This is a genomic window from Streptomyces varsoviensis (assembly GCF_000718635.1).
GTDB lineage: Bacteria > Actinomycetota > Actinomycetes > Streptomycetales > Streptomycetaceae > Streptomyces > Streptomyces varsoviensis.
Map to the genome: position 1 here is coordinate 139,264 of NZ_JOBF01000003.1, position 24,217 is coordinate 163,480.

At 73.1% G+C, this 24,217-nt stretch carries 18 protein-coding genes; 4 read left to right on the forward strand and 14 right to left on the reverse strand.

Going from position 1 to position 24,217, the window contains the following annotated elements; translation table 11 throughout:
- Positions 1 to 59: 59 nt before the first annotated feature.
- From IF55_RS05225 to eccD, 9 genes are all read right to left on the reverse strand, one after another.
- Positions 60 to 410 (reverse strand): hypothetical protein, encoded by a 351-nt coding sequence (locus IF55_RS05225; protein WP_030875988.1) that lies wholly within the window; start codon positions 408 to 410, stop codon positions 60 to 62.
- Complete coding sequence (locus tag IF55_RS05230; protein ID WP_037962763.1) at positions 403 to 870, reverse strand: YbaB/EbfC family nucleoid-associated protein; 468 nt, start codon at positions 868 to 870, stop codon at positions 403 to 405. The genes IF55_RS05225 and IF55_RS05230 overlap by 8 nt, the downstream gene beginning before the upstream one ends.
- Positions 870 to 1,691, reverse strand: coding sequence for a type VII secretion system-associated protein (locus IF55_RS05235; protein WP_106980314.1), 822 nt, complete (start codon positions 1,689 to 1,691; stop codon positions 870 to 872). Before IF55_RS05235 ends, IF55_RS05230 begins: the two co-directional genes overlap by 1 nt.
- A complete protein-coding gene (locus IF55_RS39190) occupies positions 1,688 to 4,060 on the reverse strand; it encodes a hypothetical protein (protein ID WP_030875991.1) in 2,373 nt (790 codons plus the stop codon). The genes IF55_RS05235 and IF55_RS39190 overlap by 4 nt, the downstream gene beginning before the upstream one ends.
- A gap of 84 nt (positions 4,061 to 4,144) precedes the next feature.
- Positions 4,145 to 4,564, reverse strand: a complete 420-nt coding sequence (locus IF55_RS05245) for a hypothetical protein (RefSeq protein WP_030875992.1) — start codon at positions 4,562 to 4,564, stop codon at positions 4,145 to 4,147.
- Between the two features lie 31 nt (positions 4,565 to 4,595).
- Entirely contained in the window at positions 4,596 to 4,889 is a 294-nt protein-coding gene (locus tag IF55_RS39195; RefSeq protein ID WP_030875994.1) for a hypothetical protein, read from the reverse strand.
- A gap of 80 nt (positions 4,890 to 4,969) precedes the next feature.
- Complete coding sequence (locus tag IF55_RS05255) at positions 4,970 to 5,320, reverse strand: hypothetical protein (RefSeq protein WP_030875995.1); 351 nt, start codon at positions 5,318 to 5,320, stop codon at positions 4,970 to 4,972.
- 221 nt (positions 5,321 to 5,541) lie between these two features.
- Positions 5,542 to 7,026, reverse strand: coding sequence for a type VII secretion protein EccB (gene eccB / locus IF55_RS05260; RefSeq protein WP_037962765.1), 1,485 nt, complete (start codon positions 7,024 to 7,026; stop codon positions 5,542 to 5,544).
- A 155-nt stretch (positions 7,027 to 7,181) separates the two neighbouring features.
- The gene (eccD, locus tag IF55_RS05265; protein WP_030876000.1) at positions 7,182 to 8,567 is read right to left on the reverse strand and encodes a type VII secretion integral membrane protein EccD; all 1,386 of its coding nucleotides are present in this window, start codon (positions 8,565 to 8,567) and stop codon (positions 7,182 to 7,184) included.
- A gap of 248 nt (positions 8,568 to 8,815) precedes the next feature.
- Here eccD and IF55_RS05270 point away from each other — a divergent pair, with 248 nt between their 5' ends.
- A complete protein-coding gene (locus IF55_RS05270; RefSeq protein ID WP_030876003.1) occupies positions 8,816 to 12,733 on the forward strand; it encodes a type VII secretion protein EccC in 3,918 nt (1,305 codons plus the stop codon).
- Between the two features lie 125 nt (positions 12,734 to 12,858).
- Here IF55_RS05270 and IF55_RS05275 read toward each other — a convergent pair whose 3' ends face one another.
- Positions 12,859 to 13,062: a hypothetical protein gene (locus IF55_RS05275; protein ID WP_030876006.1), complete on the reverse strand. Its 204-nt coding sequence runs from the start codon at positions 13,060 to 13,062 to the stop codon at positions 12,859 to 12,861.
- A 172-nt stretch (positions 13,063 to 13,234) separates the two neighbouring features.
- On the opposite strand from IF55_RS05275, the gene IF55_RS05280 reads away from it, so the two are divergent.
- Both IF55_RS05280 and IF55_RS05285 read left to right on the forward strand, forming a co-directional pair.
- On the forward strand, positions 13,235 to 13,987 hold the full coding sequence (locus tag IF55_RS05280) for a DUF6879 family protein (RefSeq protein ID WP_030876010.1): 753 nt from the start codon (positions 13,235 to 13,237) through the stop codon (positions 13,985 to 13,987).
- Positions 13,988 to 13,999: 12 nt separating this feature from the next.
- A complete protein-coding gene (locus tag IF55_RS05285) occupies positions 14,000 to 14,851 on the forward strand; it encodes a helix-turn-helix domain-containing protein (RefSeq protein ID WP_030876014.1) in 852 nt (283 codons plus the stop codon).
- A gap of 40 nt (positions 14,852 to 14,891) precedes the next feature.
- Here IF55_RS05285 and IF55_RS05290 read toward each other — a convergent pair whose 3' ends face one another.
- Positions 14,892 to 16,136 (reverse strand): S8 family serine peptidase, encoded by a 1,245-nt coding sequence (locus IF55_RS05290; RefSeq protein ID WP_030876016.1) that lies wholly within the window; start codon positions 16,134 to 16,136, stop codon positions 14,892 to 14,894.
- A 780-nt stretch (positions 16,137 to 16,916) separates the two neighbouring features.
- Complete coding sequence (locus tag IF55_RS05295) at positions 16,917 to 20,324, reverse strand: right-handed parallel beta-helix repeat-containing protein (RefSeq protein ID WP_030876018.1); 3,408 nt, start codon at positions 20,322 to 20,324, stop codon at positions 16,917 to 16,919.
- A gap of 314 nt (positions 20,325 to 20,638) precedes the next feature.
- On the opposite strand from IF55_RS05295, the gene IF55_RS05300 reads away from it, so the two are divergent.
- Positions 20,639 to 22,393 carry a serine/threonine-protein kinase gene (locus IF55_RS05300; RefSeq protein ID WP_030876020.1) on the forward strand — a complete coding sequence of 585 codons (1,755 nt, stop codon included), beginning with the start codon at positions 20,639 to 20,641 and terminating at the stop codon, positions 22,391 to 22,393.
- 96 nt (positions 22,394 to 22,489) lie between these two features.
- Here IF55_RS05300 and IF55_RS05305 read toward each other — a convergent pair whose 3' ends face one another.
- Together IF55_RS05305 and IF55_RS05310 are read right to left on the reverse strand one after the other, a co-directional pair.
- A complete protein-coding gene (locus IF55_RS05305) occupies positions 22,490 to 23,233 on the reverse strand; it encodes a hypothetical protein (protein ID WP_157854264.1) in 744 nt (247 codons plus the stop codon).
- A 44-nt stretch (positions 23,234 to 23,277) separates the two neighbouring features.
- The gene (locus IF55_RS05310) at positions 23,278 to 23,988 is read right to left on the reverse strand and encodes a hypothetical protein (RefSeq protein ID WP_030876026.1); all 711 of its coding nucleotides are present in this window, start codon (positions 23,986 to 23,988) and stop codon (positions 23,278 to 23,280) included.
- Positions 23,989 to 24,217 lie beyond the last annotated feature (229 nt).

The following is a 24,217-nucleotide window of genomic DNA, read 5'->3' on the forward strand; positions in this document are numbered from 1 at the left end:
CTGCCGTAACCCGTCCGTTCAGGAAGTCGCCCCGCCCAGGAACCCGTGTGCCCGGGGTCTCAGGACCCGGTGAGCTTGTGGGCCAACTGGTCGGACTCGTGCTCGGCCTCGTCGAGCGTGCGCGCGGCGCTCCGGCCGTTGATGCCCAGCAGTTCGAAGAGTTCGGCGAGGGACTTGAGCCCGTTCTCCAGGCCCTTGCCGTGCTCGTCGGTGTACTTGTGGTACGCCTTGGCGTACTGGTCGTCCTTGCCGCCCGCCGTCTTGTTCTGCTCGTTGATGCGCCCGGTGAGGGTCTTGAGCTCGTCGGTGATCCGGGCGATCTCGTCGATCTGCGTGAACCGCCGCTGGAGATCGCTCGGGACGAACATGTTGCCGTTGCCGTGTCCGCTGCCGCCGGTGCCCTCAGCCATCGAACTCTTCCTCGTCCTCGTACGTACGGGCCGGCTTCGGCGGCCTGCCTCCGTCGCCGAGCACCGTGTCCGCCAGCCCCCGCGGCCGCATGGCGCGCAGCGGCGCGAGCAGGTCCTCCACGGAGCTGCCGCCGAACATGCCGTCGGCGAGGCTGTCCTGCTGCCGCATCAGGGGCCGCACCTTCCCGCCGACCTGCGCGCTCATCGCGGCGCGGGCCTCGTTGACGGTGGCCATCAGGACGGCGGCGAGCTGCGCGGAGGGCATGTCCCGGTAGTCCTCGGTGTGGAACTTCAGGTCGGTGATCTCGCCGTGCGCGCTGACGGTGGCGGTGACCATCCGGTCCTTGGAGGTGGCCGAGGCGCGGGCGCGGCCGAGTTCCTTCTGGACCTCCTGGATGCGTTCGGTGTGCTCCGCCAGCTCGGCCATCGCCGACTGGAGCTGCTCCTGCAATGACGTCATCAGCGTGCGTCCCTCTCCTGATCGCGGTCGTCCGCCGGCGCACCGTCTCCCGGCGCACCGACTCCCGGCGGGCCGGGGGCCAGTGCCTCGACGGTCTCCTCTCCCGCCTCCCCTCCGGCCCCTGCGACGACCTCCTCGAAGTCCGCCGCGGTCAGCCGCATCGGGGCCGGGCCGGTGGGGTTCAGGTAGAGGTCGCAGCCGTCGGGGATCATGGCGAAGAGCTGGTCCGCGGGCAGCACCCGGTGGGCGAGGGCGCCGGCCCGCTCCAGTTGGGCGGGGCCGGTGTAGGCCGGCACGACCGGGCCGCCGTCCGGGGCGCAGGCCACGACCGGCCCGCCGCCCGGCGCGGTGAACACGGCGAGTTCCGCGGTGGCCGCCGCACGGGCGACGGCCTCGGGCGGTCCGTAGCCGGTCGCCGCCGACTGGATCGCCGCGTCCACGTCGTCGGTGGGCTCCGGCCAGCCCAGCATGCCCGGGGACGGCCGGTAGTCGGGGTTGTCCTGCCAGCCGACGAGGTCGCCGCGCGCGTCGGAGCGCCACTGGCCGATGACGGCCCAGGAGGGCGGCGCCCCCTCTCCCGTCCACGCCGGGTCGGTCATGGCGAACCAGTGGTCGGGCGCGGTACGGGCCGCCTCCCGGATGTCCTCGGGGGCGGGCGGCATGGCGGGCGGCGTGCCGGACCCCGCCGCCCCGCCCGCGCCGGTACCAGGGGCCGTACGGGCGTCCGTACCCGTACGGACGCCCGTACCCGAGCCCGTACTCACGCCCGTAGCCGTACTCACGCCCGTACCCGAGCCCGTACCCGCTCCGCTCGCGCTCATCGGCCGATCACCCCGGGCGCGGTGTCGGGGTCGGTGCCCCACACTTCCTCGTCCTCCGACAGCCAGACATTGCGCTGCCGGTCGGCGCCCGCGCCCTGGCCGCCGGCGCCCGCGCCGCCGCCCATCGGCGGCATGAACGGGGTGCCGGAGCCGCCGCCCGCGCCCGCGCGGCCCAGCGCGCGGCTCTCGGCGGCGGCCGCCTGGGCCGCCCGGATCTGCTGGGCGCTCTCGGCGCCCGCCTCGCCCATCGCGGCGCGGGCGCGGCGGCTGATGCCGGTCGCGATGCTGCTCTCGCCGACCGGGTTGCCGTTGCTGTCGACCATCCTGCGCAGCCCGCTGCCCATCCCCTTGGGCGCTGTGAGCCCGCCCTCCCCGGTGCTGGAGGAGGTGAGGGGCCGGCGCGGCGGCGTCCACGTCTCCTCACTGGTCGTGGGGGTGCGGGTCTTGAGGCTGCTGCTGCCCTCGGTGATCGGGCGGCCGCGCGGGTCGGTGATGGTGCCGTCGGCGTTGATCTTCGAGTTCGGGGGCACGCTGAGCCTGCCGCCGAGGCCGTTGGTCAGCGGCTTGCCGTCGGCGCCGATGAGGTTGCCCTGCGCGTCGACCTTGGCGCCCTTGGGGAGCACGAGGTTGCCGTGCTCGTCGACGCCGACCGCGTGGCTGCCGCCGAGCCCGCCGGAGCTGGTGTTGACCGAGCTCTGGAGGCGGCGCAATTGCTGCTCGGCCTCGCTGGGGCCGTTCTTGTTGCCGGTGCCGGGGCCGGTCCCGCCGGTGCCGGTGTTGGCGGGGCCGAGCGTGGAGCCCTTGGGCACGGTCAGCGGCTTCTTGTCGGCGCCGAGGATGGGCTTGTTGTTGGCGTCGGTGACCGCGCCGGTCTTCGGGTCGATCTTCGCGTTGGGCGGCACGGTGACGAGGCTGCCGTCGGCGTTGCGCAGCGGCTTGTGGTCCGGCCCGAGGACGGTGTTGCCGAGTCCCCCCGTGCCGGTCCCGGCCCCGTTCCCGCCGATGCTCCCGTTCAGGCCCGTTCCGCTGCCGCCGCTCTTGTTCTTGTTCAGGAGGTCGAGGCCGTTCTGGTTGCCCAGGCTGCCGCCGCCTCCGATGTTGCCGTTCATGAGCAGGGACTTGCCGTCCGGCCCGGCGTTCTTGCCGTCGCCGAGCCCGCCGTCGCCGCCCTCGCCGCCCGTGCCCTTGCCGCCGTTGAGGTCGCCGAGGCCGTTCGGGCCCAGGCCGTTGCCCTCGCCGTCACCGCCCTTGCCGCCGTCGAGCCCCCCTTCGCCGAGGCCCCCTTCGCCGAGGCCGCCGCCCTTGCCGTCGCCCCCGCCCAGGCCACCGCCCAAGCCACCGCCGAGGCCGCCTTGACCATTGCCTCCGCCGCCGGCCCCCTTCGGGGTCAGGTACGTCTGGGCGGCGTTCTTGGGGAGTTGGAGGCTGAAGACCTTGTTGACATTGCCGGGAATCGATTGCGCGGCGGTGTAGTAGTTCGCCGACAAGGTGTCCATGGGGGCTTTGGAGGGGTTGTCGAGCCCCGTCACCAAATGGTTCAACCAGCGTTGTTTCGCCTCGGCTTCGATGTTCTCCCAGAACCCGGCCTCACTGGGTTTCCCGAATTTGGTCTGGAGCGCCCCGCCGATGGCTTGTGCGACGGTCTGGTTGGTCGGGATGCTGGTGGGCAGCCCCGATATCGAATTCATGCCCTCGAAGAAAACATCGTGCAACCAGTTGATGGGCATGGACAACCGGTCGTTCATCCAGTCGTAGAAGACGTTGTGCAAGGAAGCGATCGCCGTGCGCATGTTGGTGTCGGCCTCGTGGAGTTTGGCCGGCATGTTGCCACGCTCGATGTAGTCCTTGGTGTCCTTCAGGGACCGCTGGACCGCTTCGAGGGTCACCTTGAAGAGCCCCGCCGCCTCGCCCTGGAGATCGCTGTCGCTCCCGCCGATCGTCCCGGCCCACTGGCCGAACTGGGCCTCCCAGCCGTCGATCCACTGCTTGATCGAGTCCACCGTGTCGGCGGCCTGCCCCAGGGTCTGCGGGTTGGCGACCTTGTTGCCGCCGCTGAGCACCGACGTCAGGATCTTGTCCGCGCCGCCGGTGTAGTCGATGAGCGCGCCGGCGTCGTTGCCGAACTTCGACCAGTCGTAGTTGAGCCCGACGCCGTACCCGCCGCTGCCACCGCTGCCGCTGTAGGTGTAGTTGTACGACCACCAGACGTCCATGTGCATGTCGGCGCCGTACGCGATGGTCCTGCCGGTCTCGTAGTTGGCGATCCACTTCTCGGACCCCGGGCCGGCCACCTTGTTGCGGTCCAGCGGCGGGGTTCCGGTGTCGGCGAACACGCCGACCCGCTGGTCCCAGTTGATCGGGTCGGCCACGGCGTTCCTCTCGGTTCCTCTCGTCTTTCCTGCAATGACCACCGGCCGGCCGCCGGACCGCCAGGGCGTCCGGCGGTCGGACCCCTAGACCGTGCCGCCCGTGCCGCCGCCCCGGAGGATGGCCGCCAGGTCGTCGGCCAGCTCGCTCGCCGAGATGTTCTCGGCGTCCTTCTCCGCGTCGTCGAGCACCAGGTCGACGTGGTTCAACTGCTCGGAGAACTTCCCCATGAGCTGGACCGCGCTCTCCAGCCGCGCGTGCAGGTCCGAGGCGAAGGTGCCGAACCGCGTCTGGAGGTTCTTGGCCGCCAGGAACTGGTCGGGGCTGCCGAGCGCCAGGTGCGTACCGCCGCCGGTCGGGGCGTAGTCGCCCAGCTTCGCGTACTCGGGGTTCGCGCTCAGCCCCTGCTCGAACTGGGGAATCTTCTGGTTCGCGTAGTCCTTGAGGACGCCGTCGGTGACCTTGTACGTACCGCCGCCGTGCGAGCCGGAATGGTCCTTACCCATGCTCGTACCTCCTGATCCTCATGCCCGGAGGTCAGTGGAGGGAGGCGATGGCCTTGGCGCCCTGGCGGTCGCCCTGCATCTGCCGGTCGTACATCTGCTGGAGGACGACCATCGCCTGCAGGTAGTCCTGGTCCAGCTTGTCCTTGGCCTGCTTCAGCTCGACGTGGAACGCGTCCCACTGGGTGCGGGCCTCACCGTTGAGGGTCTCGCGCAGCGTGCTGAAGTTCTGCTCCAGCCAGTTCACGGCGTCGACCATCTCGGAGTGGGCGCGCTGCATCCGGGTGACGGCGTTCTCCAGGCCCGCCTTCTGGATGTGTACGGACACAAGGGTCTCCTGACTAGTGAGGGATCAAGGAAGCGGAAGGACGAGAAGAGCGGCGGCCGGGTGGCGAACCGGCCGGCGGGTCAGCGCCCGCCGCCCCCGAGCTTGGCCATCAGGTTGGCGGCGTAGCTGTCGGACTCGTCCTCGGCGTCGTTCATGGCGAGGTTGGTGAGGTGGGTGCCCTCGTGGAAGTTCTCCGTGGCCTGCGTGATGCGGGCGTGGATGGCCAGCCAGTCGTCGATGGCGGCGCAGTGGCTCTGGCTGGACCTGGCCTGGTAGACCTGCGCCACCTCCTGCTTGATGCCCTGGACGGTCGTACCGGCGTTGGCCATCTCGTTGAGGTGCTCTTTGAGCGCGTTCAGCGTCTGCTGCATCGCGCTGTCGTCCTTGGACAGCAAGCCTGCCTGGTTGCTGTCGAGGTGGGGCTCACCCATGACTGTGCTCCTTGACGAGGGAGGACCGAGAGAGGTTGGAGAGGTTGAAGACTGCGAGAGATAACCGGAATGGCCGAGTCCGGCCACCCGATTGTCGATCACACTAGTACGAACATCGGAACTACTGGTGTCCAGGGGCTCAAGCTTCCGTAAGAATCTTGTTTTACCTTGCTGACCTGCGGTAATAGCCAGCCTGCGAAGGTCTCAAGCTCAGCGGAGGCTCAACTCCCGGATGCCGCCCGCCCCTTGGGCCCCGACGGGGGCTGTACGAGCCCGCGCGACTGGAGCGCCTTGGCGTCGAGGGTCGGGCCGGTGGCCAGCATCCCCAGGAGCGCGGAGGGCATCCGTACGGCCCTGGCGGGGTTGTAGCCGAGCTGCTGGGGCCCGTCCGCGCCCACCAGCGGGTACTTGGCGCCCGACTCGGTCACCAGGTAGTACGTGCCGCCCGCGCCCGAGGAGGAGAGCGAGACCGCCAGGGCGCCCTTGCCCGGCCGCACGGCCACCCCGTCCGCGGTCCGCGAATCGGCCGTCAGGCCCGGCTCGCGGGACGGCGGGTGGCCGTCGATGGCGGACGCCTGGGGCAGCACCACGGAGACGGACGGGGCCCGGTCACCGCTCTCCGTCACCGCGCACACCGCCTCGCCCAGCTTGACCGGCATGGCCTTTGGCGGGCTGCCGGGTACGCCGCCGCCCGCGCCGCCGACCAGCGGCGGGGCGGCGGGGGCCCGGTGCCGCTCCAGGTCGTCCGGGCCCACCTGCCGTACGTCCACGGCGCCGCCGTCGTAGGCCGTGTGCTGGGTGCGCGGGTCGCCCTTGAGGAGGGCGAACTCCAGGCCGGTGACCGGGGTCAGGCCCTCCTTGCGGAGCAGGAAGCGCCGGCCGTCGGCGGCGCCGAAGAGCTGTCCCACCTTGGTCGGCCGCCCGGCCAGCTCGGGGCCCTTGGCACCGAGGTCCGGCACGTCGGGCGAGGCGATGTCGGGCCCGGCGGGCAGCGCGTTCAAGAAGCCGTCCGGTACGGGGTACGCGGCCGTGTCGCCGTAGCCGAGCGCCTGGGCCGCCGCGTGATCGGTGTTCAGGCGCATCCGCGTGCCGTGCCACAGGAGGTAGGTGTCGTGGCCCGTGGCGGCGCGTACGAGCGTGGCCCGGTCCGAGGTGACGGGGCGGCCCTGGACGGGCAGTCCGACGCCCAGCACGAGCCGGCTGCTCGCCGCGTCGGGGACCGGGTCGCTCCCCTTGCGGGGCGGCAGGACCGCGCAGGCCGACCAGGGGTCGCGGGTGAGCGCGCCCGGGCCGGGGAGCGCGTCGGGGGCGCCGACGATGCCGACGGTGGAGCCGCGCGGCGCCTTCGCGATGGAGGCGGACGACAGGGTCTCCAGCCGCATCCGGTCCCCCGCCAGGAGTTTGGCGGAGGTCTGGTTGAGCACGGGGTGCAGGACGCTGTCGAGGGATATGTAGCGCGCCCCGGTGTCCTCGTCGACGACGAGCGTGCCGGGCTTCTTCCAGCCGTCCGCGCCGCCGGGGACGATCACGCCGTAGACGGTGACGACCAGCGCCACGAGCGCGCCGATCACCAGCCCGATGACGACGCCCTTGGTGGTGCGCCGGTGCGGCGGGTCGGCCGCGTCGGGGTCGTCGCGGAACAGGCCCGTGGACAGGCGGCCCATCACGAACATGTGGGCCTGTACCTGGTCCCGCCTGGACTGCATGGCACCGCCTCTCTTTCAGGCTTTTCTGTCGGGCTCTGAGGCTTTTCTGTCGGGCTTTCGGGCTGTTCTGTCGGGCTTTCAGGCTTTTCCGCCGGGCAGGGGTGCTTCGCCGGGGGCGCGCCGGGACGCGGCGCCGCCCTCCCGGAGCGAGCGGGTCAGCCGCCCACGCCGCGCAGGTAGTGGTAGAGCCCGGCGGCGAGCAGCGCGAGCGGGACGAGGGCGATGGCGAGGAGGGTGTGCAGCAGGTCGACGGCGCGGCCCCAGTAGGGCACCAGCCGGCGGCCCGGGAACGTCCAGCCCGCGATGGCCAGCGCGGCGGCCAGTACGACGGTCCCGGCGAGCAGCAGGGGCCGCTGCGAGGGCGCGAGGCGCAGCGCGAACAGCACGGTCAGCAGGGTGAGTCCGTACGCGCCGGGCAGGACGGCGGACAGCCGCTGCCAGGCGCCGCCCAGGGAGCGGGCGTGGACCAGCAGCAGGACGCTGAGGACGGCGGCGACGGTCAGCGGCGGCCAGGTGTCCTGGCCGACGGAGAGCGCGGTGACGCAGGCGGCGGCCGTGGCGCCCGTGGCGGCGCACAGGGCGGTGAGGTAGCCGTCGGCGATCGCGCCGCGCGCGCCGACCTCCTGGCCGGGGACCGGGTCGATGCCCTCCTGGAGCTGTTCGGCGTTGGTGGGGAGCAGCGGCAGCCGCAGGCCGGAGAGGCGGAAGGCGAGGGAGGGCAGGAAGGCGCCGAGGATGACGACGAGGAGCGCGAGCGGCGCGGCGGTCTCGTCGAGCGGCACGCCGTAGAGCATGACGGCGCCGCCGATCGCGCCGAGTACGGCCGTGACGGCGATGCCGAGGAACAGCGGGGCGCAGGCGCCGACGGCCGCGACGGCGAGCACCGCGCAGCCCGCGCCCGCGGCGCAGCCGGCCAGCAGCCGGGCGCCCGTCTCGGCGGCGTCGCCGGTGTGCTGGGGCACCAGGGCGCCGGCCAGGACGAGGTAGGGCACGGCGGCGGCGCCGAGCGCGCCGCCCGCCCCGGCGTCGCCGACGGCGCGGGACGCGGAACCGGCGCCGGCCAGCAGCAGCACGGCGACGGCGGCGGCGCAGCCGGCGCGCGTGGGGGCCGGTCCGGGCAGGGTCAGCAGGAGGAGTCCGGCGCCGAGCGCGGTCAGCGTCAGGCCGATCATCAGGTACCGCGACCACTGGGGCCGCCAGGAGTCGCGGCGGGCGCGCAGGCCGCTGGAGAGCCCCTCGATGAGGTCGTCGAAGTGGATCTGCGGCAGCGATTCGTTGCGGGCCCGCAGGTGCAGGGTCTCGCCGTCGTGGAGGCCGAGCGCGTTCGGGGTCCGCTCCTCGTCCAGGGGTGCTTCGCCGAGGCGTTGCAGGACCCAGCCGCCGGCCTCGGCGCCGCGCTCGTGCAGATCTGATCCCGCGTGATCGACGATCGTGGGCAGCAGGTCGGCGAGCGCGATGTCCGAGGGGACGGCGAGTTCGACGGTTCTTTCCGGTGCCTGGATAGTCAGACGACACAGAGATGCGGTGGAATTGTCACTCAAGCGTGGCTCAACCCTTCCGGGAGGGGCGGTCGACGCGATCTCGGTGATCACATTATCGTGAGGTCGGTACGGGTGATCCCTTAGGTCGCCACGAGGACATGAACTCCTTTCATGTCCGCGCTCTTTACACCGGAATTGCCGGATTCCCCGGCGAGGGCCGGTCCCGCGCAGTCGCGTTTCCCGCAGGAAGGCGAATCCTTTTGACCGTGGTCCTCTTCAGACGGCCTCCCCGGCGACTCGGCCCGGAGATGCCGGAAGGCGAGCTGAGTCTTCAAGAGCCGCCTTCGCTGCCCGAGACGCAGAGCGCCATGGGCAACATGGTCACCTATATGCCGATGGCGCTGAGTTCACTCGGCATGGTGATCATCTTCCTGAAACCCGGGGAGGGCGGCGGCCCGCTGGTGTACGTGGCGATCGGCCTGATGGCCGTGTCCGCCGTGGGCATGCTCGTCTCGCAGATCATCCGCAGCTCCGGCGACCGCAAACGCAAGCTGCGCGGCGAACGCCGCGACTACCTCCGCTACTTGTCGATCAGCCGGCGGCGCATCCGCAAACTGATCCACCAGCAGCAGCGCGCCCAGGCCTGGCGCCACCCCGAGCCCGCGGCGCTGTGGAGCCTGGTGCGCACCGGGCGGCTGTGGGAGCGCCGCGCCACCCACGAGGACTTCGGCGAGATCCGCATCGCCGTCGGCGAGCAGCAGCTCGGCATGAAGCTGACGCCGCTGAGCACCAAGCCGGTGGAGGACCTGGAGCCGCTGTGCGCGCACGCGCTGCGCCGGTTCATCCGCGCGTACGGCACGGTGCCCGACCAGCCCGTGGCGCTGTACCTGCGGACGTACGCGCGGGTGCTGGTGCACGGCGACGAGGAGGCGGCTCGCGCCATGGTGCGGGCCGTGCTCGGGCAGTTGAGCGTCCTGCACGCCCCGCAGGATCTGCGGATCGTGGTCGTCGCGGAGCCGGAGCGGCGGGCCGCGTGGGAGTGGACGAAGTGGCTGCCGCACGCTCAACACCCGCTGGACACCGACGGCGCGGGCGCGGTGCGGCTGGTCACGGACTCGGTGGCCGGGCTGGAGCAGTTGCTCGGCGAGGAGTTCGCCGGCCGGCCGCCGTTCGACCCGGACGCCGCGCCGAGCCCCGAGGAGCCGTACTACGTCATCGTCCTGGACCACCCCGGCGTGCCCGGCGACGCCCGGCTGGCGGGCGAGGGCTACCGCAACGCGGTCTCCCTGGACGTGGGCCAGGCTCTCGCCTGGCGGCCGGGCCGGCACTCGCTGCGGCTGCGGATCGCCGCCGACCGGCTGGAGATGGTGCGTACCGAACGGTCCGGCAAGGAGGCCACGACGCCGCTCGGCAGGCCCGACGCGCTCGGCCCGGCGCGCTCCCGCGCGCTGGCCCGGCTGCTGTCCCCGTACCGGATGGGCGTCACCGTCGACACCGGCGAGGCGCTGACCAGCGACGTGCAGCTCACCAGCCTCCTGGGCGTGGCCGATCTGCGCGGCATGGACGTGGCGCGGGTGCACGCGAGCCGGAGCGACAGCGCGCGGCTGCGGGTGCCGCTCGGCGTCTCCGGCGACGGAAACCCGGTCGAACTGGACATCAAGGAGTCCGCGCAGGGCGGCATGGGCCCGCACGGCATGCTCATCGGCGCGACCGGCTCCGGCAAGTCGGAACTGCTGCGCACGCTGGTGCTGGCGCTCGCCCTGACGCACTCCTCCGAGAAACTCAACCTGATCCTCGTCGACTTCAAGGGCGGCGCGACCTTCCTCGGGCTCGACGGCCTGCCGCACACCTCCGCGGTCATCACCAACCTCGCGGACGAGTCCGCGCTGGTCGACCGCATGAAGGACGCCCTGCACGGCGAGCTGATGCGCCGCCAGGAACTGCTGCGCAGCGCCGGCAACTACACGTCGGCGCTGGAGTACGAGACGGCCCGCGCGGGCGGCGCGGACCTCGTGCCGCTGCCCACCCTCTTCGTCGTGGTCGACGAGTTCAGCGAGCTGCTGTCCGCGCACCGCGACTTCATGGACCTGTTCGTGATGGTCGGCCGGCTCGGCCGCAGCCTCGGCGTGCACCTGCTGCTCGCCTCGCAGCGGCTGGACGAGGGCCGGATGCACCAACTGGAGTCGCACCTGTCGTACCGGATCGCGCTGCGCACGTTCTCCGCGATGGAGAGCCGCGGCGTGCTCGGCGTGCCCGACGCCTACCAGCTCCCGTCGGTGCCCGGCAGCGCCATCCTCAAGAAGGACACCGGCGCGCTGGTGCGGTTCAAGGCCGCGTACGTCTCCGGGGCCTACCGCGGCGCGCGCCGCGTCGGCCAGTCCGTCGTCGCCGACCAGGTGGTGCCGTACCGCACGGACTGGGTCGCGCCGCGCCTGGTCGCCCTCGCGGACGACCCCGCGGAGGAGGAGACCGACGAGAGCCTGCTGACGGTCGCCGTCTCCCGGCTCCAGGGCTCGGGCCCGCCCGCGCACACCGTGTGGCTGCCGCCGCTGGACGTACCGCCCTGCGTGGACGAGCTGCTGCCGCCGCTGCACGCCGATCCCCGGCGGGGCCTCACCCCCGCCGACGCCAGTACCCACGCCACGCTGACGGTGCCGGTGGGCATCGTGGACCGGCCCTTCGAGCAGACCCGCGAACCGCTGATCGCCGACCTGTCGGGCGCGGGCGGCCACATCGGCGTCGCGGGCGGCCCGCAGAGCGGCAAGTCCACCCTGCTGCGCAGCCTCATCCTCGGGCTCGCGCTCACCCACACCCCGCGCGAGGTGCAGTTCTACTGCCTCGACTTCGGCGGCGGCACGCTCGGCGGCCTCCGCGACCTGCCGCACGTCGGCGGCGTCACGGGCCGCCTCGACCTGGAGCGGGTGCACCGCACCCTGGCCGAGATCAACGCCCTGATCGCCCGCCGCGAGCAGCAGTTCGCGGAGCTGGGCATCGACTCGATGGCCACGCTGCGGGCCCGCCGGGCGGCGGGCGAGCTGCCCGACGAGCCGTACGGGGACGTGTTCCTGGTCATCGACGGCTGGACCACGGTCCGCCAGGACTTCATGGACATCATGGCCACCTTCACCACGATGGCCGCCCGCGGCCTGAACTACGGCGTGCACCTGGTCGTCGCCGCCACCCGGTGGGCGGAGATCGGCACGGCCCTCCGCGACCAGCTCGGCACCCGCTTCGAGCTGCGGCTCGGCGACAGCATGGACTCCATGATCAATATGCGGGCGGCGGCCACCGTGCCGAAGAACCCCGGCCGCGGCCTCACCGAGTCCCAGCACCACTTCCTCGCGGCCCTGCCGCGCCTCGACGGCAAGGGCGACGCCGCGGACCTCGGCGCGGGCGTCGCCGAGGCCGTCGAACGCGTCGCCCGCAACTGGGACGGCCCGTGCGCGCCCCAGGTCCGTACGCTCCCCGCCATCCTGGAGGCCGGCGCCCTCCCCGAGAGCGAGCGCGTCGGCGACGACCTGCGCGTACCCCTCGGCCTCGAAGGCGACCACCTCGACGTCCTGTGGCACGACTTCGGCCAGCACCCGCACCTGCTCGTCGTCGGCGACGCCGAGACCGGCAAGACCAACCTGCTGCGCTCGATATGCCGCGCCGTCGCCGACCGCTACACCCCCGACGAGGCGCAGGTCATGCTCATCGACTACCGGCGCGACCTGCTGGAGAGCGTCCCCGAGTCGCACCGGCTCGGCTACGCCGTCTCCGTCGACATCCTCAAGCAGGTCGTGGACGGCGTCTCCCGCGCCATGCGCGAACGCCTCCCCGGCCAGGACATCTCCCCCGCGCAGCTCAAGCGCCGCGACTGGTGGACCGGACCCGAACTGTTCCTCGTCATCGACGACTACGACATGGTCGCCGGCAGCTCGATGTCCAACCACTTCGGCCCGATGCTGGACTACCTCGCCCAGGGCGTGGAACTCGGCCTCCACCTCATCGTCGCCCGCAGCGCCAACGGCGCTTCCCGCGCCATGAGCGACGCCCTCCTGCGCCGCCTCCTGGAGGTCAACACCCCCGGCCTCCTCCTGTCCTGCCCGCCCTCCGAGGGCTACCTCTTCGGCAACATCAAACCCCAACAACTCCCCGTGGGCCGCGCCCTCCACATCACCCGCCGGGGGACGGTGCAGGTCCAGACCCCGCTGGGGGAGGAGGGGCCGGCGGAGCTTCCCTGACGGCCGCCCGTAGGCTCCGCTTCAGGGCGGAGCCTACGGGCTTACGGGCACGAGCACTCCGCCCGTACGAGCCGGGTGCGGGCGGTGACGCAACGGCCGCCGTGCCGGGGCAACCCCACTGCCGTTCACTCCCGTCCTCCCTTCCGGAGCGCGTCGGCCAGTCGTACGGCCACGTCGGCGCGCACCCGCCCGAGGTCCACGAGCCGCAGTCGCGGAGACGCGACATCAACCGCGAGCGAGGGGAGAACAACCCCCGCCTCGGCCAGTGCCACCCTGAGAGACTCCATCGCCGCGAAGGGGTCGATGTCCTGCTGTTCGTTGGTCGCCATGAACGGGACGCTAGAACGGGCGGGTTGACCAGCGGTATGCTGTTTTCTCGGATTTGCTCGGCCGCTCACGAATATTGCTGGTGTTTTCTTCTTGGCCCACCCTGACCCCGTGGCGCCGAGGCAGGGCCCCGGCCATGCTGTTGGATCACACCCCTTGGAACGGAGAGCGCTCATGGCCCGTCAACTCCGCTTCACCGGCACCGACAGCAAGGTCGATGGCTGCCCCGCCCTGCACACCGACAAGCGCACCGGCGAGGTCATCGTGCAGGGCACGCCCGTGACCGATCCCGAAGACCTCGCGCTGCTCCAGCACTTCGGGCCCGGCGAGGCGGCGGTGGCCGTGCCCCGCGAACTGCTCGTGAACTGGGGACCGAAGGAGATGGAGCGCGTGCCGGAAGTCGTGGACCGCGCCACCTTCCGCCGCCTGTTCGGAACCTTCAAGCACACCGCGTGGAGGCTGGAGACTCGACACGGTTACGCCTCGGACCGCCAGGACCCCGACTTTCAGGCGTTCCTGGCCACCGGGTCCTCGCCGTGCGATCCCGATGAACCCTGGTTCGTCAACATCAAGGCCCAGACCAAGGCGGGTAAGACGGTCGGCCGGGTGCGCGTCGCGGACAGCCCGCCCACCACCGAGCAACTGTTCCTGCTCGACTACGCCCGGCACAACGCAGCGGTGGGCGAGGACATCCGCTACCTGTGGCGCGAGGATGCCGACCGCGCCGCGCTGCCCGCCGAAGACTTCTGGATCTTCGACTCGCGGCTCGTCGCGGTTCTGCACTTCGACGACGCCGACGACATCACGGACATCGAACTGATCACCGAACCGGCCGAAATCGTCCGGTACTGCATGGTCCGTGACGCGGCGATGCACCACGCGGTCTCGCGGGACGAGTTCGCCGCGCAGGTGGCTGCGGCCGGATAGCGCGTCCGACCGGTGAGCACCGACTACCAGCAAGCCAGGGCGGCCCTGGGCACGCGGCTGCGTGAGCTGCGTTTCTCATGCCCTGGTGGTCGACTCACCGGTCAGCAGCTCGCTCAGCGCCTCGGGTGGCAGGGCTCCAAGGTCAGCAAGCTGGAGAACGGTAGGCAGACAGCTACCCCCGAGGACCTGAGAGCGTGGGCTGACGCGACCGAGCAGCCCGAGGTGTACGCCGAGCTGGCTGCCCGGCTGGCGGGGTTCGAGTCCCACATCAGGTCCTGGCACAGGGCGCTGGCGAACGGCTTCAAGCCGATGCACGAGGGGCTGAGCGCGGAGATCGACCGCACTTCGGAGATGTGGCTCTGGGAAGAGTCGGTGGTCCCCGGGCTGTTGCAGACCCCCGAGTACGCCCACCACGTCATCCGGCGGTACGCCGAGTTGCTGGGCGGGCCCAGTGACATTGACGCCGCCGTGCGCTCCAGGGTGCAGCGGCAGGAGTGGCTGTACCGGCCCGGCCGCAAGCTGCACGTCCTGCTGTGGGAAGCCGCATTGCGCTCGCTGATCTGCCCGCCCTCCGTGCTGGCCGCCCAGCTCGACCGCCTTACCGGAATGATCGGCATGGACACGGTCGAGCTGGGCGTCGTCCCCTTCGCGTCCTCCGTCAAGATCGTTCCCGCCAACGGCTTCTGGGTCCTTGATGACCGGGTGGTGGTCGCTGAGGACTGGCACGCCGAGATGTGGCTGGACGACGCCGACAACATCGCCTTGTACTCGAAGGTCTGGCACACCTTGCGCGAGTCGGCCGTCTGTGGGGCCGATGCCCATAGCGTCATCAACGCGGCCAAGCGCGCCCTGACGCCGCGTTAGCCGGATCACAACGCTCCCAGCGGAGTGTGTTTCGGCGAGGTCAGCCCGTGGGGCGGTTGGTGGGGAGGCCGGGGCGCCAGGCGCGGCGGCGGGCTCGGGGGAGGACCGCCGCCGCGAAGGCGACGAGCAGGATCGTGCCGCCCGCGGCGGCGGCGATCGTGAGGGCCTGGTGGCGCGGGGCGGAAGAGGCCGCGGGCGGCATGGCGGCGGCCGTCTCGCCCGTACGCGTGCCCGCGCCGTGTTCCTCGGTGAGGGTGGCGGAGACGGCGTGGACGGGGTCGACCGTGCCCCAGCCGAAGACCGGGTCGGGGGCGGCGGCGCCCGTGCCGTTCGCCGTGGCGTCCAGCCGCCGGGCGATTTCCGGGCCGGTCAGCCGCGGGTGGTACGACGCGACCAGGGCCGCCGCCCCCGCGACGAACGCGCTGGCGACCCCGTCGCCGCCGCCGGTGAACTGGCCCGCGCCGCCCGGCCCGGGGCCCGCCACGGACACGCCGGGAGCGCTGAGTTCGGGCGTGCTCGCGCCCGCGCCCTGGCCGTTGCGCTGCGGCGGGGCGCCACCCGGCCCCACGGAGGAGACCGCCATGACGCCCGGCAGTTCCGCCGGGTAGGAGGGCCCCTTCCCGCTGCCCGACGGATCGGCGGCGGCCACCACCAGCGCCCCCTTGGCCTGCGCGGCGCTGACAGCCGCCTTCAGGTCGGCGGAGGCCGATTCGGTGCCCAGCGGAACATCGATGACGCGCGCCCCGGCGTCCGTCGCCGCCCGAACCCCCTTGGCCAGGAGGTCCGGCGTCGTCCCGCCCTGCTTGTCGGTGGCCCGTATTGCCAGTACCCGTGCCTCCGGCGCGACCCCGGCCATCCGGACACCCTTGAGCTGCCGTCCGGCCACGATCCCCGCCAGGAACGTGCCGTGCCCGACGCAGTCGCCCTCGGCCGAGCCGGAACCCGCCACGTCCGGGCCCGCCTCCACGCGCCCGGCCAGCGCCGGCACGTGCTCGGTGTCGGCCCCGGTGTCCACGACGGCGACCGTTACACCCGCGCCGCGAGTGAGCTGCCAGGCTCGTTCCAGATCCAGGAAGCCCTGCGCCCACGGGAGTTGGGACGAACTCTTCTTGGACGCGGGCGTGCACTTCTGCCCCTCGGGAACGGTCGAGGGGATCTGCGGCAGCGAACTGCTGTCCTCCCGCGGCCCGGCGGCCGCCGGCGCGGCGAGCGCCGGTATCAGAAGCGCGGCGGCCAAGGCGGCCCCGGCGAGTCCACGGGACACGGGGCGGCGGGAAGATCGCATAGGCCGATCGTAACGGCGGCCCGCCACCACCGGGCTGCCGCCCGGGCTCTCCCGACCGGCACCGCGACGGCATCGCCTGCCGCCCCGGCCGCTACGGCCGCCACCGGGCCCGGCCTCGCCGCCGAGCACCGCCAGGCGGCCGGTTCGGCAGCCGTCGCCTACAGCCGCGCGACAGCGCCCATCGACCGCCAGGTCACACGGCCGGCGGCACCGAGAGCCGCCCGGTCAGGGCAACGGCCGAACGCAACCGCCCCCGACCCCGCCGACGCCGGATGCCGGCTGTTGGATGCCGGATGCCCTACGAGCCTCAAAGCCCACCCGGCCAGGGCAATGGCCGAGCGCGACCGCGCCTCGTCCCCGCCGACGCCGGACACCAGACACCTACGAGCCTCAAGAACCCACCCGGCCAAGGCGAAGCCCCCGGCCCGCCCCCTCGGAAGCCCACCCAGCCAAGGCGAAGCCCACCGGCCCGCCCATTCGGAAGCCCGCCCGGCCGGGCCCAGGGCCAGGGCCAGACCCGGGGCCGGGGCCAGGACCGCGACCAGGGCGGGGCCAGGGCCGGGGCCAGGACCGCGACCAGGGCGGGGGCCGGGACCAGGGCCAGGGCCAAGGCCAGACCCGGGGCCAGACCCGGGGCCGGGCCCAGGGCCAGGGCCAGGGCCGAGGCCCGCCCGCCAAGCGCCCAGCGCCCGGCACCCAGCGCCAAGCGCCCAGCGCCCGGCGCCCAGCGCCCAGCGCCCGGCGCCCAGCGCCCGGCGCCCAGCGCCCGGCGCCCAGCGCTCAGCGCATGGCCCGGCCGCCCGCCAAGTCCTCCGGTAGCAGCAGCCGCAAGTCGTCGATGCCGGCGTCGGCGGCGCGGCTCAGGCGGCCCGCCTGGCGGGTCACCATGGCTTCCAGGACGCGCCGGGCCGTACGGGCGTTGCCGAAGTGGGGGCCGCGTTCCAGGGTGGTGAAGTGGTGGTGGAGGGCCTCGACGGTTTCGGGCGCGCATTCGTAGCCGTCGGCGACGGCCTGGGCGCGGACGATGGAGACGAGTTCGTCGTCGCTGTAGTCCTCGAAGACGACCCGCCGGGAGAAGCGGCTGCCCAGGCCCGGGTTGGAGGCCAGGAACCCCTCCATCTCGCGGGTGTAGCCCGCGGCGACGACCACGACCTCGTCGCGGTGGTCCTCCATCAGCTTGACGAGCGTGTCCACGGCCTCCTGCCCGAAGTCGGAGCCGGTGGCGCCCTCGGGGGTCAGGGTGTACGCCTCGTCGATGAACAGCACGCCGCCGCGGGCCTTTTCGAAGACGTCCCTGGTGAGCTGCGCGGTGTGCCCCACGTACCGGCCCACGAGGTCGGCGCGGGCGACCTCCACGAGCTGGCCGCGGGCGACGACGCCGAGGGCGGCGAGGAGTTCGCCGTACAGCCGGGCGACGGTGGTCTTGCCGGTGCCGGGCGAACCGGCGAACACCAGGTGGTTGCCGATGGGCGGCGCGGGCAGCCCCGCCTCCTGCCGCCGCCGGGCGAGGGCCAGCAGGTTGACGAGGTCCTCGACCTCCGTCTTGACGGCCGCGAGCCCCACCATCGCGTGCAGCCGTTCCAGGAGTTCCGCGACCCGGCCCTCGTCGCGCTTGCCCGCGCCCGCCCCGGTCGCGGCGGGCAGCGGCACGCCGACGTCCTGCGGGGTGAGCCGGGTCAGCTCCGCCTCGGGGACCTCGGCGACCGCGGCGAGCCGGAACGCCTGCCGGTCGATCATCTCCTCGAAGACCTTGCGCGCGGCCCGGCCGTTGCCGAAGTTCTCGTCCCGCGTCATGCCCTCGAAGTGGCGCTCCAGCGCGAGGACGGCGGGTTCCGTCAGCTCGTAGCGGTGCGCTTCGCACATGGTCCGCACGATGGTGACGAGTTCGCGGACCGAGTAGTTCTCGAACTCGACGGTCCGGCTGAAGCGCGAGGAGAGGCCGGGGTTGGAGTTCAGGAAGGCGCGCATCTGCGGTACGTAACCGGCGGCCACGACCACGATGTCCTCGCGGTGGTCCTCCATCAGCTTCACCAGCGTGTCCACGGCCTCCTGCCCGAAGTCCGGGCCGCTGCCGCTCTCCTGGCTCAGCGTGTACGCCTCGTCGATGAACAGCACGCCGCCGAGCGCCTTCTCGAACGTCTCGGTGGTGCGGATCGCCGTACCGCCCACCACCTGCGCCACGAGGTCGGCGCGGGAGACCTCGACGAGGTGCCCGGTGCGCAGGGCGCCCAGCGAGGCGAGGATCGCGCCGTACAGGCGGGCGACGGTGGTCTTGCCGGTGCCGGGCGGGCCCGCGAAGACCAGGTGCCGGGCGGTGGACGGCACCGGCAGCCCGGCGGCGCGGCGGCGCCGGGCCAGCCGGTTGAGGTTGACGAGCGTCATCACCTGCTGCTTGACGGCCTCCAGGCCGACGAGGGACTGGAGCTCGGCCAGCGGGCCCTCGGGATCGGCGCGCTCCGGGGGTGCGGCACCGTCGACGGCCGACGCCGCGCCCATATCGCCCATATCGCCTGTACGTCCCGTGCCGCCCGTACCGGCAGCCCCTCCCGTACCTCCAGTACCGGCGCTCGTCTCCGGCTGGGGCTCCGGCGCCCCGTCCCAGGAGTCACCGGCCCCGTTGTCGCGGCTGGTCAAACCCTCCACGGACAGCCGCGCGGCGTTGGCGGGGGCCCGCAGCCCCGCGCCCCGGTTCTCCAGCGCGGTGCAGTCGGTGACGCCCACGGCGTCGAGGCTGTCGACGCGCAGCCCGTCGCCCTGATTGGCCGCCAGTTCGCAGCCGCCCAGCGTCGCGCGGGCGCCGCCGGCCACCAGCACGCCGTGCTTGCCGCTCTCCCGTACCCGGGTCCGGGCCATGGCCAGCTCGCCGCCCTCCTCGACGGCCACGCCCTCCTTGCCCGCCGCGGTGATCTCGCAGTCCCGCAGCGTGCAGCGGCCCTCGGCGCCGACGGAGACGCCGGACCCGGCCGTCGCCCGGAAGGCGAGCTGTCCGGCGTACGGGTCGCCGCCGCCCGCCGCCCGCAGCCCGGCCCGCTTCGTACCGGAGATCTCGCCGCCCTCCAGCCGGCCGCGCCCCTCCTCCGCGACGTCGACGCCGTACCCGCCGACGTCGGCTATCTCCACCCGGCGCAGCAACGGGTTGGCGCCGCCGCGCACCAGGACGCCGCTGCCCTTGGTGTCGCGCACCACGAGCCGGTCGAACTCGGCGGCGCACTCCTCGACCAGTTCGACGCCGTCGGCCTCGCCGCCGCGTACGGTCAGCCGGGTGAAGGCGGGCCCCGCGCAGTCGCCGGCCCACACCCCGGCGGAGCGGGCGTCGGAGACCAGGCACTCCTCGAAGACGCCGCGCGAACGGCCGGTGACGTGGATGCCGTTGCCGCCGGTACGGGCGGTGGCGCAGCGCACCAGCTTCGGATCGGTGCCGGAGTCCAGGACGATGCCGTGCCCGGAGACGTCCGTCACCGTGCAGTCCGCCAGCTCGGTACGGGCGGCGGAGGCCACGTACACGCCGACGACCGCGTCGCGGACGGTAGTGCGCAGAACGCGGGTGGCGCTCTCCTGCTCCAGCGCGATGCCGGGCTTGTCGGTGGTGGAAATGGTGCATTCGTCCACGGTGCCGCGGGCCCGCCCGTTGGCGAGGACGCCGTTGCCTCGGGCGTCGCGGATCACGCAGCGGCGCAGCGTCGGGTCGCCGTTCTCGCCGATCACCACGCCCGAGCTGCCGAGGTGTTCGAGCACGCAGTCCTCGATGTTGCTGCGGGCGGACGAGGTCTCGACGAGCCCGGCGCCCGCCGGGTTGACGACCCGGCAGTCGCGCATCGCCAGCGACCCGGTGTCGCGGGTCAGCAGCGCGGTCCAGCAGGCCCCGCTGACCTCGCAGTTCTCCAGGGCGACTTGGCCGCGGGGCACATCGACGGCGGGCAGGTCGTCGTCCTGGCCGCGCAGCACGATGCCGGAGAGTTTGGCGGCCTCGGCGGTCACCTGAAGCACGGTGCCGCGCCGCGGCGCCACCTCCACGGTCCCCCGGCCGCCCTCGGCGGTGATCGTGACCATGCGGCTGACCACGAGGTTCTCCGCGTACCGCCCGGGACGTACGGTGATCACGGCGCCGTCGCCCGCCCGTTGGAGGGCCTCGGCGATCGTCGGGTAGTCGTCGCTCTGATCCCGGCCGACCGTCACATGACGCCTCACGCGGACGTTCCCTCCTCATGGACCCCGTGGGGCCTTGTGCTCACCTGCGATCACTTCGGTACCACTCATCATGCCTGCTGCCCGCGGCGGCTGTCGTCGCGGGCAGCGGCGGGGGAAGGCGGGGGTCGGGGTGGGGGTCGGGGTGCGAATCAGGTGGCCCCGGGGGGTGAGGGTCGGGGTGCGACTCAGATGGCCCCGGAGGGTGCGACTCGGGTGGCCCCGGGTGCGCGGTGGGGCGGGTGGCGAGGGTGGCCCTCGGTGGGGGCCGAGGGGGCACGTACGCTCCTTGTCATGAGCGCAGGCGGTGGTGAACGGTGAGCCGGGTGATCGACGGCCGGTTCGAACTGGCGGACCGGCTCGGCAGCGGCGGCATGGGCATGGTGTGGCGCGCCCGCGACCTCGCCCTCCACCGCGACGTGGCGCTGAAGGAAGTACGGCCGCCCGACCCCGCCCTCGCCGAGAACGACCCCGCCGCCGCCCGCGTCCTGCGCGACCGGGTGCTGCGCGAGGCCCGCGCCCTCGCCCGGCTCGACCACCCCAATGTGGTCACCATCCACCACATCGTGGACGAGGGCGAGGGCGCCTACCCGTGGATCGTCATGGAGTTGGTGCCCGGCGCCGGCCTCCAGGAGCGGCTGGCCCGGGGGCCGCTGCCGCCCGCCGAGGCCGCCCGGATCGGCCGCGGGGTGCTGGCCGCGCTGCGCGCCGCCCACGCCGCGGGCATCCAGCACCGCGACGTCAAGCCCGCCAACGTCCTGCTGCGCCCCGACGGCCGGCCGGTGCTCACCGACTTCGGCATCGCCGCCATCCGCGACGCCACCAGCCTGACGGCCACCGGCGCGCTCATCGGCTCCCCCGACTACATGGCCCCGGAGCGGCTGCGCGGCCACGAGGGCGACCCCGCCTCCGACCTGTGGTCGCTGGGGATGCTGCTGTACGTCGCCGTGGAGGGCCGGCACCCCTTGCGCAAGGCGAGCACCCTCGCCACGCTCGCGGCCATCCTCGACGAACCGGTCCCGGCCCCCGAGCACGCGGGCCCCCTGACGCCCGTACTGACGGCGCTGCTCACACGGGACACGGCCGCCCGGCCGGACGCCGAGTCGCTGGACCGGATGCTGGCGGAGGCGGAGGCGGAGACAGGGAGGGAGAAGTCGGGGAACGAGAAGGGGAAGGGGAAAGCGGAGACGAGCGCCACGCCCGCGCCCCCGGCCCGTACGACCGCCAAGAACCCGACGGGCGGCCCCGCGTCCCCGGTCCGTACGAGCGCCAAGCACTCGGAAGGTTCGGCGGCCCCGGCCCGTACCGCTGTCGTGCCGCCCGCCCGCACCAGGGTCATGCCGTCGCCGACAGGCAGCACCGGCGGCCCCGGAGGCCCCGGCGGCGGCCGCCCGCGGGGCTCGTCCTCGGCGCCCGCCGCCCCGCTCGGCGAGCGGGAGGCGCGCCGCCGGGTGCGGCGGGCCCGGGTGGTGCCGCTGGTGACCTCGCTCGTCGGAACGGCCGTTACCGCCGCGCTGGTCTGGGCGCTGCTGCCCGCGCCGGAGGGGCAGGCGGCCGACGACGGGCCCGACGCGAAGGGGGCGACGGGGGCGGCAGGATCGGCGAACGGGCGAGACGGCACCGATCTGCTCACGCCGGACGGCGTCCGTACCGTCATCCGCGAACTGAAGCCGGTGATGGGCGGCGCCCGCGTCACCGACTTCACGGTGCACGAGAAGCGGGCGAGCGCCGAGGCGCCGACCAAGGGCGACAAGAACCTCTACGACCACTTCGCGTACGAGAAGGGCAAGGCCGCCCGCGAGCGCGCGGGCGGCACCTTGATGCCCGGTACGGCGACGGTGGACCTGGACAGATTCCGCTGGGACGCCCTTCCGGGGCTGCTGCGCCAGGCGGACAACGAACTCGGCGTGGCGAAGCCGACCAGCCACTTCGTGGACGTGGACCCCGCCGAACCGTTCCTGAACAAGCAGCCGGTGCTGAAGGTCTATGTGACGGACGCGTACGGCTCGGCGTATCTGGTGGCCGATCTGGACGGCAAGGTGATCCAGAAGAACCCGCGCCGCCACGGCTGACGACGCCGGAGGAAGTCCCAAGGCGATCACACGACTGACGACGCCAGGGCCGCCCCTGAGGCGGCCTCAACTCGCCTCAGCCCGCCTCAGCCCGCCTCAGCCCAGCAGCCACCAGCACAGCAGCCCCGACTCGACCAGGGCCATCGCCAGGATCTGGAACCCGGCCGGCCAGGCCCGCAGCGGGCCGCCGGCGGCGCGGACCGCCTCCGGGTCCAGCCGCTGGGCGCGCGCCAGCCACTCCCCCGGCGGGTTGTTCGGCACGACGACCCGCCACGGCTGCCGGGGGTCGTACTCCACGACGGCGCTCGTGCGGTGGAGCAGGTTCTGGAGGTCCAGCGGGTGGTGGACCTCGACGCGGTACGGGGGCCGGCCCTCCGGCACCACCGTCAGATCGAAGGCGAACACGGACTTCGGGTCGCCGGGGTCGAAGACGGTGGTGCCGGTCTCCTTGTGCACCGCCCGCACGGAGTTGACCAGCGCGGGCGCGTAGGCCCGCGGCCCCCGGGCGCGCAGTTCGGCGGCCCGGCCGCCCTGCCGGCTCTCGGCGACGCCGCCGAGGAAGGCGAGGGCCAGCGCGCTGGTGGTGAGGCCGATCAGCAGCAGCCAGAACGGGCCCTCGGCCGCGCCCCGCACGAGCGCGGTGAGGGCCGCCGCCACCGGCACGGCGGCCGGCAGCGCGAGCGGCGAGAAGAGCTGACGCGCGAGGCGGACAATGCGGGCTACGCGACCCGAACGACCCATACGGCCCGTACGGCCCGTACGGCCCGTACGGGCCCCAGTGGCCGCACCATCCGCACCATCCGCACCCTCCGAACGGCTCTCGCCCTTCTCACGACTCATCTCACGGGTCTCACGGGTCTCACGGGTCTCACGGGTCTCACGGGTCATGAGAAACGCAGCAGCTTTCTGCGGGACACGGCGACCCGAGTGCACGCGGGGTCGTCGGGGCGGGCCTCGTCGTACACGGCTCGGACGGTACGTTCCAGGGCGACGCGCTCCACGATCGTCGGCACCTCGTGCCGGTCGCCGCGCGCGTCGTGGAAGACCACGGTGACCTCGCCGTGCTTGCCGCCGACGGTCCGCCAGCCGTGGAGTTCGGCGTCGGCGGTCGCGTACCGGCGGGAGAGGCGGCGCAGCAGGGCGGTGCGGCGGAGGCTCACGGCGGCGCCCCACCAGGCGGCGAGGCAGCCGGCCCCGGCGACGGCCCACAGGAAGGTGAGCCAGCCGGAGACCGGGAAGCGCCCGATGGGCATGACGATGAAGTAGTCGGTGACGGTGGAGTACGCGACCCGGCCGGCGTCCACGGCGTCGTACCAGCCGGCGATGGCGGCGAGCGCGGCGAGCGCCACGGCCGCGCCCGCGGCGGCGCGCTGGAGGAAGCGGGCGGTGAGGAAGCCGAAGAGCAGCGTGGTGCCGATCCCGACGAAGGGGGCCATGGACGCGAACTGGTCGCTGGAGCAGCCGCCGGCCGGGTCGCAGGTCCACTCGACCGTGGAGGCGTCGTAACTGGCGATCCACCACACCAGCCACACCTGCCAGCCCATCAGGGCACAGGCCGCCGCGCGCAGCGCCTGCCCATAGGCTCTCCCGCCCACTGTCCGCCCTCGTCTTCCGCGACTCCCACGCGCTCCGGTAGACGGGCGCTTTACCCGGACCATATACGTGCATTGCCCAACCTGTCCGTGACTCGGGCCACCCGCTCACGGAATGCGACCTCGCCGCCCCCGGCCGTGTAGCTTGCCAGGACACCGGGCCGTCCGGCGGGTCACGTGGCGCGAGCGGCCCGAACCACGCTCGACCGAAACCGACTGAACAGGAGATCCG

Coding starts and splice junctions, on each gene's coding strand:
- IF55_RS05280 (WP_030876010.1), top strand. CDS start 13,235: ATGGCCCGTCAACTCCGCTTCACCGGCACCGACAGCAAGGTCGATGGC.
- IF55_RS05275 (WP_030876006.1), bottom strand. CDS start 13,062: ATGGCGACCAACGAACAGCAGGACATCGACCCCTTCGCGGCGATGGAG.
- IF55_RS05255 (WP_030875995.1), bottom strand. CDS start 5,320: ATGGGTGAGCCCCACCTCGACAGCAACCAGGCAGGCTTGCTGTCCAAG.
- IF55_RS05230 (WP_037962763.1), bottom strand. CDS start 870: ATGACGTCATTGCAGGAGCAGCTCCAGTCGGCGATGGCCGAGCTGGCG.
- IF55_RS05245 (WP_030875992.1), bottom strand. CDS start 4,564: ATGGGTAAGGACCATTCCGGCTCGCACGGCGGCGGTACGTACAAGGTC.
- IF55_RS05270 (WP_030876003.1), top strand. CDS start 8,816: ATGCCGGAAGGCGAGCTGAGTCTTCAAGAGCCGCCTTCGCTGCCCGAG.
- eccB (WP_037962765.1), bottom strand. CDS start 7,026: ATGCAGTCCAGGCGGGACCAGGTACAGGCCCACATGTTCGTGATGGGC.
- IF55_RS05305 (WP_157854264.1), bottom strand. CDS start 23,233: ATGAGTCGTGAGAAGGGCGAGAGCCGTTCGGAGGGTGCGGATGGTGCG.
- IF55_RS05225 (WP_030875988.1), bottom strand. CDS start 410: ATGGCTGAGGGCACCGGCGGCAGCGGACACGGCAACGGCAACATGTTC.
- IF55_RS05235 (WP_106980314.1), bottom strand. CDS start 1,691: ATGAGCGCGAGCGGAGCGGGTACGGGCTCGGGTACGGGCGTGAGTACG.
- IF55_RS05290 (WP_030876016.1), bottom strand. CDS start 16,136: ATGCGATCTTCCCGCCGCCCCGTGTCCCGTGGACTCGCCGGGGCCGCC.